Origin of the sequence: Rhodopila globiformis (assembly GCF_002937115.1) — a bacterium.
Lineage (GTDB): Bacteria > Pseudomonadota > Alphaproteobacteria > Acetobacterales > Acetobacteraceae > Rhodopila > Rhodopila globiformis.
Window position 1 is genome coordinate 1 of the sequence record NZ_NHRY01000095.1, and the last position, 11,032, is coordinate 11,032.

The window sequence follows — 11,032 nt, forward strand, 5'->3', positions numbered from 1 at the left end:
CGTGCCCGGGAGCGACAAAGTGGGGTACCTCAACGCAGCGCGGGCCGGACTGCTACACGGGGTCGCCAAGCCACCGCAGAGACATCAGCCTCGAGACGATCGTGCCAGCAGCTTGGCTCGCACCGGCTCGCAACGCCACCTTTTTCACCCATCGTGGTGCCCGCGGGCGGGCTGGGGGACTGCTGTGAAAATACGGTTCCGCAGGGTCATCGTCCCATCGTCATGGCCAGGCGTGTCCCTACGAGATGCACAGATCTCTGAAACGATTAGGCGATATCCCGTGTTATCAACGGGTCAGGGGAAATTTTGTATATACAGCGATTTTTGCCCAACCTACTGATAGAAAAAGACTTTTTCAGATAACTGGGGATCGCTTCAGACATGTTTGTACGCGATAGGGCGTGTCCCGGCCATCCACCCCCCACCGTCGCAGCGCAGATGGCCGGGACACGCCCGGCCATGACGATGAGGCAACGGGCCTCGCCCGTTTTCATCCATCGTGGTGGCCGCGCGCGGTCGGGGGACCGCTATGCGGTCGTCACCCGGGATGTTCCGGAAGGCGTCCATGACAGCCGGGTAAAGGCTGCCGAACAGCGCGAGATCGACGCCCAAGCCGTGATTGTTGATCCGCTCGATCCGGATCCGCGCCGCGCTACCCTTGGCACCCGGCGCCGCTATACCGCCGAGAGCGGCGGCGCCACGTCTTCCAGCGACCGCCGTTCCGCATTGGCCGCCAGCATCCCGGCAACGATCGCCGCGCCGATCATCAGCAGGCCGCCGAGCAGGTAGCCGTAGAAGATCGACACCCGGTTGCCGGTATCGATCAACGCCCCGAACAGCGCCGGCCCCACCACGCCGCCAAGCCCGGTGCCGAACGCATAGAACAGCGAGATGGCGACCGCCCGCACCTCCAGCGGGAAACTCTCCCCCACCGTCAGGTAGGCGGAACTGGCGGCGGCCGAGGCGAAGAAGAAAATCACCGTCCAGGCCAGCGTCTGCTGCGTCGCGTCCAGCCAGCCCGCGGCGAACATCCACCCGGTCAGCGCCATCAGCAGGCCGGACAGGCCATAGGTCGCGGTGATCATGATCCGTCGCCCGATCGTATCGAACAGCCGCCCCAGCAGCAGCGGGCCGAGGAAATTGCCGATGGCGAACGGCAGGATGAACAGCCCGACGTTGCCCGCCGCGATGCCGTAGAAGCGCGTCAGCACCAGCGCGTAGGTGAAGAACACGGCATTGTAGCAGAACGCCTGCGCCGCCATCAGCGCCACGCCCAGCCAGGCCCGCTGCCGATACTGCGTCGCCAGCGCCCTGGCCCCGGCGCCGAACCAGGAGCGGACGTCGGTGCGCAGCCGCAGATGCCCCGGCGGCACCGGCGGCAGCGCCCGGCCGGTTTCGCGTTCCACCCGGGCCTCGATTTGCGCGACGATCCGTTCGGCCTCCTCCGGCTGTCCGTGGGTCATCAGCCAGCGCGGGCTTTCCGGCAGGAAGCGGCGCAGGAACAGCACGATGAATCCCAGCACGCCGCCGATGATGAACGCCGCGCGCCAGCCGATTTCCGGCGGCATGATGGCGGGGTTCAGCACGACATAGGCGCCCAGCGCGCCGGCCGCCGCGCCCAGCCAGAAGCTGCCGTTGACCACCAGGTCGGTGAAGCCGCGCCGCCTTGCCGGGATCAGTTCCTGGATCGTTGCGTTCACCGCGGCATACTCGCCGCCGATGCCGGCGCCGGTGAACAGGCGGAACAGCGCGAACGACCGGAAGTTCCACGCCAGGCCGCAGGCGATCGTCGCGGTCAGGTAAACCAGCACCGTCACCGTGAACAGCTTCTTGCGCCCCAGCCGATCAGTCAGCCAGCCGAAGAACAGCGCGCCGCCGACGGCGCCAATCAGGTAGGCGCTGGCGGCGGCGCCCACCTCGCTGCCGCTCAGGTGCAGCGTCGGGCTTTCCGACAGCGCCCCGGACAGCGAGCCGACGATGGTCACCTCCAGCCCGTCCAGCACCCAGGCGATGCCGAGGGCGACGATCACCAACCAGTGAAATCGGCTCCAGGGCAGGCGATCCAGCCGGTTCGGCACGTTTGTTTCGTAGACGCTCCCCCGCTCCGGCATTGCCCGGCCGTCCTTTCTGTTGCCTATTTCCCGGTAGCGAACCCGGAGAAGCCGACAATGGGTGTATTCGAGACCTCGTTCGAGTCAACGATCGCGCGATGGCACGGGATCACGCCGCCGAACGACCCGGCGAAACGGCTGGCGGCGGAACTGGCCGACACCATCGCCGCCTTCGAGGCCCTGCGTGGCACGCTGGCGTTCGAGGACGAGCCGTCCAGCTTCGAAGCGGCTTTGCAGGCAACGAAGGACACCGCCTGATGGCCGGGCTCGCGGACCACAGCCTCGTCCAGGCGGCGGACGCCGTCCGTAGCGGCGAGGCCACCTCGGTGGACCTGCTGCACGCCTGCTGGGCCAACCTCGACGCGGTCAACCCGCAGCTCAACGCGGTGATCTGGCAGGAGCGGGAGCAGGCCGAGGCCGCCGCCCGCGCCGCCGATGCCGCCGTCCGCGGCGGGCAGCGCGGGACGCTGCTCGGCGTGCCGATGGCGCACAAGGACATGTACTACCAGGCGGGAAAGCGCTCCACCTGCGGCTCGGCGCTGCGCCGGGATTTCCGCCCGACCGTCGCCGCCACGGTGATCGAGCGCCTGGCCGCCGCCGGCGCCTACACCTTCGCCGGGCTGAACATGGCCGAGTTCGCGCAGAACCCGACCGGGCACAACAAGACCTTCGGCGACTGCCACAATCCCTGGAACCTGCCCTACATCACCGGCGGATCGTCGTCGGGTTCGGGCGCGTCGCTGGCGGCGCGGTTCAACTACATGGCGCTGGGGTCCGACACCGGCGGCTCGGTCCGGCTGCCGGCGTCCGCTTGCGGCGTCACCGGGCTGAAGCCGACGCAGACGCGGGTGTCGCGCCATGGCGTGATGCCGCTGTCGTTCTCGCACGACAATGTCGGCCCGCTGGCCCGCACCGCGCGGGACTGCGCCCGGGTGCTGACGGTGATCGCCGGGCACGATCCGCGCGATCCCACCAGTTCGCACGAGCCGGTACCGGACTATGAATCCTTCCTCGACGGCGACCTGCGCGGCCTGCGCATCGGCGTGCCGGTGAACTACTTCCTCGACGGCGCGGACCAGCCGATCGGCGCCGCCATGGACGCGGCGCTGCAGGTGCTCGCCGGGCGCGGCGCAGTCGTCAGCCGGTTCGAATTGCCGCTGATGGACGCGGTCGCCGCCTATGGCGGCATCGTCTCGCGGGTGGAGGCGTCCACCATTCACGCCGACTGGATGCGCGCCGATCCGCAGGCCTATGCCGCGCATATCAGCGCCCGCCTGTATGCCGGCTATGCCATTCCGGCGACGTATTACGTGGAATCGCTCAGCCGCCGCGGGCCGATCCTGCGGGCGTTCGCGGCGGAGGTGTTCGGCAAGGTGGACGTGCTGGTGACTCCGACGATCCGCACCTGCCTGCCGACGCTGGCGGAGACGGACATCGACCACGGGCCGCCGGGCACCGAGCACCGGTTCATGGCGGTCTCGGCCAACACGCGGCCGTTCAACTACCTCGGCCTGCCGGCGATCAGCGTGCCGTGCGGCTTCGACCCCAACGGGCTGCCGATTGGCCTGCAAGTCGCCGGGCGGCCGTTTGGTGAAGGCCGCATCCTGCGGGTCGCCGACGCCTACCAGGCGGATACGGGCTGGCACCGGGCGCGTCCGGCGATCCTCGACGGCGTGAAGGGCCGGGCATGAGCCGGCCGAAAGTCGCGTTCATTGGCACCGGCGGCACTATCGCCTCGCTGGGGCATGGCCCGCTGGACGTCCAGGAGTACGGCTCCCGCGGCCAGGTGATGCATGCCGAGGAGATCCTGGCCCGCTGGCCGGAGACCGCGCTGGTGGCCGACGTGCTGCCGATCCACTACCGCGCCATCATCAGCCCGGCGATCGGCTTTTCCGAGTGGAAAGACCTGGCCGCGCTGTGCAGCCAGGTGGTCGCCGACCATCCCGACTTGGCCGGGATCGTCATCGGCCACGGCACGGCGACGCTGGAGGAAACCGCCTATTTTCTCAATCTCACCGTAAAGGTCCCGGTGCCGGTGGTCCTCGTCGGCGCGCAACGGCCATCCAGCGCGCTGTCGAGCGATGCCGGGATGAACCTGGTCAACGCCATCCGCGTCGCCGCCAGCCCGGACGCGCGCGGCATGGGCGTGCTGGTAGTGCTGAACGACGAGATCCATGCGGCGCGCGAGGTGACCAAGACCTCCACCTTGCGGCTGCAGACGTTCCGCACCCCGGATTTCGGCGTGCTCGGCCACGCCGACGGCGACGCGGTGGCGTTCTACCGCCGGCCGATGCGCCGCCATGCGCCGGATACCGAGTTCGACGCCGCCGCCATCGACGCGCTGCCGCGGGTGGACATTTCCTACGCCTACGCCGGCGGCGACGGCACCGCGGTGCGCGCGTTCGTGGCGGCCGGGGCGCGCGGCATCGTCGCCGCCGGTTTCGCGCCCGGCTTCTGTCCCCCCGGCGAATTCGAGGCCCTGACCGACGCCGCCGGGGTGGGCGTCGTCGTGGTGCAATCGACCCGCGCCGGATCGGGGCGGACGTTTCGCAGCGGCAGGCTCCGGCAGGCGGGCATCCTGATCGCCGACAACCTCAATCCGCAGAAGGCGCGCATCCTGCTGGCGCTGGCCCTGACCGTCACCGCCGACGCGGAGGAGATCGCCCGGATGTTCCGCACCTACTGACGATGGCCGGCCCCGAAGCGATCCGCGCGTCCGGGCGTGCGGGTCCACCTGGACAAGCAAGCGATTGTCGGCAGGATGCCCGCCGGCGCCGGTGCGCATGAGTCCGCAGGCCGGGCGTCGCTGTTCGTTTGGTCGGCGGCAAGGAGGTCACATGCTGCGCCGGGTGTTGCTGATCGTCGTGATGCTGTGGTCCGGGGCTACGTATGCGGCGGAAATCACCGATTCCGCCGGCCGCATCGTGCAGGTGCCGGACCATGTGGCCCGCGTCCTGCCGGCCGGCCCGCCGGCCGCCGTCCTGCTCGCCGCCCTGGCGCCCGACCTGATGATCGGCTGGCCGATGCCGCTGGCCGACGCCGCGCGGCCGTTGCTGGCGCCCGGGGCGGCGAACCTGCCGCAGATTCCGCGCGTGACCGGACATGAGGACGTCTCGGCGGCGATCAAGCCGCTGAAGCCGGACCTGATCGTGGACTATGGCACCATCTCGGCCCGCTACGCCGATCTGGCGCAGGCGACGCAGGAGCGCACCGGGGTTCCGACGATCTTGCTGGACGGATCGCTGGTCAAGAGTTCGGACATGATCCGCCGGCTCGGTGCGCTGCTGCATCGCGAGCAGCGCGCGGAGACGCTGGCCCGCTTTGCCGAGGCGCTGCTGTCGCTGCCGCCGCCGGCAAATCATCCCCGCGTGCTGTATGCGCGTGGCGCCGCCGGGCTGCTGGCCGCGGCGCCGGACAGCGACCTTACCGAGGTGTTCCGGCTGCTGGGCTGGCAGGTGGTCGCGCCGGATGGCAACGGCACGTTCCGGCCCACGACCATCGACAAGATCCGCAAAATCGACCCGGACGTGCTGGTGTTCTCCGAGCCGGCGGTGCGGGAGACGCTGGCGCACGACGACGCCTGGAAGGCGGTGCGGGCGGTGAGCGAGGGGCACGTGATCATCGCGCCGAGCCTGCCGTTCGGCTGGATCGAGAACCCGCCGTCGATCAACCGCCTGCTGGGCCTGGCCTGGCTGGAGGGCAGCGATCCCGAAACGCTGGCGGCGCTGGCCAATGCGATCGTCTATGGCCATGTCCTGACGCCGGCGGAACATCGCGCGGTGCTGGCGCCGCTGCAGCCCTGATGGATCCGTCTTCTCCGTGGGACCAACAGCAAAGCCAGGCGCTCGCCCAATGCCCGGGAATGTTGCCGCCCTGTCCCGGCGGCGCGTTTGGCTGGCAAGCGACTGGCCGAGGGCGCGTAGGGCCGCGGCGCTGTGGCGTGGCTCGCACATCCGCTGTGGGGCGTTCTGCCCATTGGGATGGGGCGGGATCGGGATTGCCACCGCAATCAAGCGGCCTGGCAACGATCGGCGCGCGGCCGACCCTACGTTCGGAGGTCCAGTTCACCACCGGCCCAACTGCGTTCGTCTGCGTTCATCTGCGTTCATCTGCGTTCATTTGCGGTTCTTGCATCAGCGTGGCGGCGGGAGGGATGTTCCAACGCGTGCGTGCTGCTCCAAAGCAGAAATGGAACCGCAGATGAACGCAAATGCAGCGGGGCTGTTGCCGCAGCGGGGGCGCACGTCATCCGACAGGGCAGTGTCGTGGACCTTTTCAACACGGTTCCGGTTGGATTTCAGGGCCGTGGGACGCCTCACCCGACCACCCCGGAACCCGACAAGAGCCTCGCTTGATTGCTGCCGGTGAAACCAGCACCGGCCGTGACAGTAGGAGCCACGACGGCAGCGGACCGTTTCCGAAATCCGTGCATCCCGTACGGACACGGCGGGCCATGACGATAGGGTGGCGACCATGCCCTGTTCTCCCTGAAGTTACAGCAGACCGCAGGTTGGTTGAGACACGGCGACGGCGCACCTCACGCGTCATGGCCCGGCTTGTCCGGGCCACCTATTCCAGCACGTGTGCCGCGACAGGTGGCCCGGACAAGCCGGGCCATGACGATGAAGACAGGCCGTCTGCGTCCCAACTAACCTGCGGTCTGCTGTAGCGCCGATGCGGCTCGTCCGGGCCATGACGACGAGAGGGCGCCGTTGCCCTGCCTCAACCGACCTGCGATCCACAACGCCGCGAGCAGGAACACGCTCTGCCAGCAAGACGCGAAACGGCATAATGAAGCAGTTGCCGGTCCGGCCTTCGATATCCTGCCCATGATGAACAAGGTGCGGTGATCAACGCACAGCCATCGCGGCCGCGGGCCATCCGAATCCCTTCTGCGTGCTCTGCGCTCCACTTTGCGATCTCTGCGTTTTAAAAAATTCTATATCGCAACAAATAGCGGCGTTGTCGGTGACCCGCCCAGCCTCCAGCGCAGGTGGCGCCCCGGCCACCGCGATTCAACGCAGAGCGCGCCGAGCGGAGCGCAGAGCACGCAGAGAAGAAATTGCTCAGCCGCCGGGCGCATGCGGAACGGAGGCGCCGGAAATCATTGTGCCTTCGTGTTGATGCGGTGACCCCACCAGCACCGGAAGTCCAGGTTGCGGCCGCGCACGACGTTCTTGCCGATGATCGCAAGAACGCGGAAGTATCATAACATATATTTCCATTCATGCGATCGCCTCGTATGGTCCGCCGGACGTTCTGTACTTGCGCAATGCCTGTGCGCGGGACAGAGCCCGGATCATCGCCTGCAAGTGGATCGCCGCGCCGCTCAAGTAATCCGGCTGGTGGCGTTGCCTGGATTTCAACAATGACCGGATGTCAGGGTGAGCCTGTTCACGCAGAATGAGGTCGTATCATGGCTACAAGCGCCACCTGGCCGGACTCGTTGCCCGACGCGGAGCACAAGGCGCAATTGCGGCGCGCCATCATCGCCAGCACCGTCGGCACGACGATCGAGTGGTACGATTTTCTTCTCTACAGCGTCGTCACCGGCCTGGTGTTCGGCAAGCTGTTCTTCCCGAAATCCGACCCGATGATCGGCCTGCTGGAAGCATTCTCGGTTTATGCAGTCGGCTTTATTGCCCGCCCGATCGGTGCCGCGATCTTCGGCCATTTCGGCGACCGCATCGGCCGCAAGGCAACGCTGATCGCAACTCTTCTGATCACCGGGCTGGCCACCTTCGCCGTGGGCCTTGTCCCGGGCTATGCGATGATCGGCATCTGGGGCGCGGTGATCCTGACGCTGCTGCGGTTCATCCAGGGGATCGGCGTCGGCGGCGAATGGGGCGGGTCGGTGCTGCTGGCAATGGAGTGAGCACGCAGCAACAAGCATCGCGGCTTCATAACCTCCTGGCCGCAGTTCGGCGGGCCGGCGGGACTGCTGCTGGCGAACCTCGCGGTGTTCGCGTTCAGCGCCCTCTCCGGCGACCAGTTCTTCGTCTGGGGCTGGCGTATCCCGTTCCTGCTGAGCATCGTCATGGTTGGCATCGGCCTGTATATCCGGCTCGGCATCCTGGAAACCCCCATCTTCCGCCGGCTGGTCGCCGAGGAACGGATCGAGCGGGTGCCGGTGGTCGAGGTCCTGCGGCGCCAGCCCAGGGAGGTCATCCTCGCGGCCTGCGCGCGCATGGCGGAGCAGGCGCCGGCCTATATCTACCTGGCTTTCGTCTTTGCCTACGGCACGCAGGTGCTGCACACGTCGCGCAATTTTCTTCTGTCGTCTTTGATCATCGCCGGCCTGGGGTCGTTCGTTACCATCCCGCTTGCGGGGCATCTGTCCGATCTCATCGGCCGCAAGCGCATGTACCTCATCGGCTCGGTCGCGACCGGGATATTCGGCTTCGTCTACTTCGCCATGCTGAACACGATGATCCCTGCCTGGATCTTCCTGGCAATCTTCCTGTCGTTCGTTCCCCATGACCTGATGTACGGGCCCCAGGCCGCGCTGATCGCGGAATGCTTCACGCCGCGCCTGCGCTACAGTGGCACCTCGATCGGCTATCAGCTTGCCTCGGTCATCGCCGGCGGCCCCGCGCCGCTGATCGCGACGGCGCTGCTGGCCGCGACAGGATCGGGTTATGCGATCGCCGCCTATATCGCGGCCTGCGCGGTCGTCAGTATCGTCGCCACGGTCATGATGCCGGACTACACCAACCGCGACATCTCGCAGGAACACGCCTGATCCCGTGGACGGCGCGCGTCACGAATTCAGCCGATGGACGGCATCCGCCGGAAACGACGGCCCCTTTCGGGGTGTCCAGGCCGGGGGGGCCAAGCTGGGGTGTCCGGGCCGGAACCGCCCGTCTCCGCCGGGCCGGTGGCGCGACGGCGCCGACCCTACAGCCGGCCGAGCAGCTCGGCCTTCTTGCTGCTGAATTCGGCGTCGCTCAGGATGCCGCGCCGGTGCAGCTCCGCCAGCTTCTCGATCGCGGCAAAGATGTCCGTTGCTGTGTCGGAACCACTTGGCGGCGCGGCAGCCGGCGCGCCGTTGACCGAGACCACCGGCAGCGAGGCGACGTCAACCACCCCGTGCTGGCTGGTGAATGTCAGGCTGCCGCCGTGCGATTGCTGCTGGCTGACGCCGCCGATGGCATGATCCAGCGTATCGTAGATCGTCACGGTGCCGTTTATGTCCACCGCCAGCCGCCGCGCCTGGGCGAACCAGGCATAGCGGCAGTTGTTCTGCGACCCGGTGCTGTTCGGCCACACCAGGTCGTCACCCCACCAGTTGCCGGCGGCGCTGCCGTGCGATGGCGCAACGAACAGGCTGGCCGCCGCCGGCGGCGCGCTGGCCTGTTGCTGGGCATGTTGCTGGGTATGTCCGCCCTGGCTCTGCGACTGGAAACCGCCGCTGCGGACCACGCCGGGCTGCGCGGCGACCAGCGCCGCCAGATCGGCGCACAGCGCATCGACCCGGGCCTTGAGGGCGTTGTTGAACATGTCGCCGATCATGGTCATGCCGCTGCGCATCCACTGGCCGCTGCCGCCGAACTCGGGATGGCTGAACTGCGCCATGCCGCCGCCGCCGTTGGCCACGGCGTCCAGCATCGTCGCCACCGCCTCGGCACTGAAGCCGTGGCGCCGGGCGATATCGGCGACGGCCTGCGCGCCGGCCGGGGAGAGTTGTCGCATCGGGTCCTGTCCTGGCTGTCGGGCCGCGCTTACGCTGGCGGATGCCAAGGGTCAAGGAAACAGGCCGGCGAACCACGGCGGCGATTGTTTCGCCAGTGCTGCCGCGGACGATAGCGCAATACCACGCGCGGTCCCGCCGGCGCCGCGCCGGCACCTGCTCGTGCGCAAACCGCCGCCGCCGGCGCGCGTTGTGTGGCGACACAGCAATTGGAGTTCCCTGCCCATGGACAAGACCCGGGCCGCGTTGACCAGCATCGCCTCGGTGGCCGGCGCGGCCATGATTGGCGCGCAGTTCGGGCCGCAGCGCCCACGCGAGGCCACCTGGTACGAGGCGTTGCGCAAGCCCTCCTACACCCCGTCGGGATCGACCATCGGCTTCGCCTGGGGCGTGCTGGAGACTCTGCTGGCGGTCACCGGCTACCGGCTGCTGACCCGGCCGGACAGCCCGGCGCGCGGGACGGCGCTGGCGTCCTGGGGCGCGACCCTGGCCGGGCTGGCAGGCTATCCCGCCATGTTCTTCGGCGCGAAGAAGCTGGGGCCAAGCGCGACGGTCGCCGCCGGCATGTGCGCCGCGACCACGGCGACCGCAGCCGCCGCCTCGCAGGTCGACGAGGTGGCGGCGGTGTCCATGAGTCCCCTGGTATTGTGGACGATGTTCGCGGTGCTGCTGAGCGAGGAGGTATGGCGACGGAACTGAACGTGGCGCAACCTGAAGCGCAACCCGCTGTCGCCGCCGGCGTTGCCGTCGCATGGGTCCACCTGATGACATCCCCGGCGAGGCGGCGGCAAGCGAAAGTGCCAAACCCGGCGCCGCCCCCGCCCAACCGTCCTCCGCCCGGCCGCCCCGCACCGTCGGTCCCGAAAGCGAGGACCGCGGCGGCCCGGAAGCGCCGCCCGACAGTCTCGACGACAAGCCGCCATAGCGCGCTGCCGGCGTGCAAGTAGCCGGCAATGGGTGTGCGGGCGGATCCTCCGAAATTCCAACCACAGTCCCTCTGGCCGCGCGCGGTCACCATGATGGATGAAAATGGCAGCCGCCGTTGCCTCATCGTCATGGCTGGGCGTGTCCCGGCCATCCACCCCTCCGCCGTGCGTGCGCAGATGGCCGGGACACGCCCGGCCATGACGATGAGACGATGACCCTGCGGGACCGTATTTTCACAGCAGTCCCCCAGCCCGCCCGCGGGCACGGCGATGGGTGAAAAAGGTGGCGTTGCGAGCCGGTGCCA

Annotated in this window: 9 protein-coding genes and 1 pseudogene; 8 read left to right on the forward strand and 2 right to left on the reverse strand. The window is 68.2% G+C overall.

Annotated features, from left to right (window positions below; translation table 11 throughout):
- Positions 1–674: 674 nt before the first annotated feature.
- On the reverse strand, positions 675–2,111 hold the full coding sequence (locus CCS01_RS10090; protein ID WP_104518702.1) for an MFS transporter: 1,437 nt from the start codon (positions 2,109–2,111) through the stop codon (positions 675–677).
- 57 nt (positions 2,112–2,168) lie between these two features.
- On the opposite strand from CCS01_RS10090, the gene CCS01_RS10095 reads away from it, so the two are divergent.
- The 6 genes and pseudogenes from CCS01_RS10095 (at position 2,169) to CCS01_RS34585 (ending at position 8,853) form a co-directional block, all read left to right on the forward strand.
- A complete protein-coding gene (locus CCS01_RS10095) occupies positions 2,169–2,369 on the forward strand; it encodes a hypothetical protein (RefSeq protein WP_104518703.1) in 201 nt (66 codons plus the stop codon).
- Positions 2,369–3,802 (forward strand): amidase, encoded by a 1,434-nt coding sequence (locus CCS01_RS10100; protein ID WP_104518704.1) that lies wholly within the window; start codon positions 2,369–2,371, stop codon positions 3,800–3,802. The genes CCS01_RS10095 and CCS01_RS10100 overlap by 1 nt, the downstream gene beginning before the upstream one ends.
- Positions 3,799–4,797 (forward strand): asparaginase, encoded by a 999-nt coding sequence (locus CCS01_RS10105; protein ID WP_104518705.1) that lies wholly within the window; start codon positions 3,799–3,801, stop codon positions 4,795–4,797. Before CCS01_RS10100 ends, CCS01_RS10105 begins: the two co-directional genes overlap by 4 nt.
- 151 nt (positions 4,798–4,948) lie before the next feature.
- Positions 4,949–5,914 (forward strand): ABC transporter substrate-binding protein, encoded by a 966-nt coding sequence (locus CCS01_RS10110; protein WP_158258326.1) that lies wholly within the window; start codon positions 4,949–4,951, stop codon positions 5,912–5,914.
- A gap of 1,613 nt (positions 5,915–7,527) precedes the next feature.
- Positions 7,528–8,208 (forward strand): annotated as a pseudogene (locus CCS01_RS34580) (MFS transporter); the annotation flags it as partial.
- Between the two features lie 90 nt (positions 8,209–8,298).
- The gene (locus CCS01_RS34585) at positions 8,299–8,853 is read left to right on the forward strand and encodes an MFS transporter (protein WP_239992092.1); all 555 of its coding nucleotides are present in this window, start codon (positions 8,299–8,301) and stop codon (positions 8,851–8,853) included.
- Between the two features lie 155 nt (positions 8,854–9,008).
- Here CCS01_RS34585 and CCS01_RS10120 read toward each other — a convergent pair whose 3' ends face one another.
- On the reverse strand, positions 9,009–9,803 hold the full coding sequence (locus CCS01_RS10120; protein WP_104518707.1) for an SHOCT domain-containing protein: 795 nt from the start codon (positions 9,801–9,803) through the stop codon (positions 9,009–9,011).
- Positions 9,804–10,026: 223 nt separating this feature from the next.
- On the opposite strand from CCS01_RS10120, the gene CCS01_RS33595 reads away from it, so the two are divergent.
- Positions 10,027–10,500 carry a TspO/MBR family protein gene (locus tag CCS01_RS33595; RefSeq protein ID WP_104518708.1) on the forward strand — a complete coding sequence of 158 codons (474 nt, stop codon included), beginning with the start codon at positions 10,027–10,029 and terminating at the stop codon, positions 10,498–10,500.
- 52 nt (positions 10,501–10,552) lie between these two features.
- Positions 10,553–10,726 carry a hypothetical protein gene (locus CCS01_RS33600; RefSeq protein ID WP_158258327.1) on the forward strand — a complete coding sequence of 58 codons (174 nt, stop codon included), beginning with the start codon at positions 10,553–10,555 and terminating at the stop codon, positions 10,724–10,726.
- Positions 10,727–11,032: the final 306 nt, after the last annotated feature.

Excerpts from the sequence above, each read along its gene's own strand:
- CCS01_RS10090 (WP_104518702.1), bottom strand. The coding sequence starts at position 2,111 with ATGCCGGAGCGGGGGAGCGTCTACGAAACAAACGTGCCGAACCGGCTG.
- CCS01_RS10095 (WP_104518703.1), top strand. The coding sequence starts at position 2,169 with ATGGGTGTATTCGAGACCTCGTTCGAGTCAACGATCGCGCGATGGCAC.
- CCS01_RS10100 (WP_104518704.1), top strand. The coding sequence starts at position 2,369 with ATGGCCGGGCTCGCGGACCACAGCCTCGTCCAGGCGGCGGACGCCGTC.
- CCS01_RS10105 (WP_104518705.1), top strand. The coding sequence starts at position 3,799 with ATGAGCCGGCCGAAAGTCGCGTTCATTGGCACCGGCGGCACTATCGCC.
- CCS01_RS10110 (WP_158258326.1), top strand. The coding sequence starts at position 4,949 with ATGCTGCGCCGGGTGTTGCTGATCGTCGTGATGCTGTGGTCCGGGGCT.
- CCS01_RS34585 (WP_239992092.1), top strand. The coding sequence starts at position 8,299 with ATGGCGGAGCAGGCGCCGGCCTATATCTACCTGGCTTTCGTCTTTGCC.
- CCS01_RS10120 (WP_104518707.1), bottom strand. The coding sequence starts at position 9,803 with ATGCGACAACTCTCCCCGGCCGGCGCGCAGGCCGTCGCCGATATCGCC.
- CCS01_RS33595 (WP_104518708.1), top strand. The coding sequence starts at position 10,027 with ATGGACAAGACCCGGGCCGCGTTGACCAGCATCGCCTCGGTGGCCGGC.
- CCS01_RS33600 (WP_158258327.1), top strand. The coding sequence starts at position 10,553 with ATGGGTCCACCTGATGACATCCCCGGCGAGGCGGCGGCAAGCGAAAGT.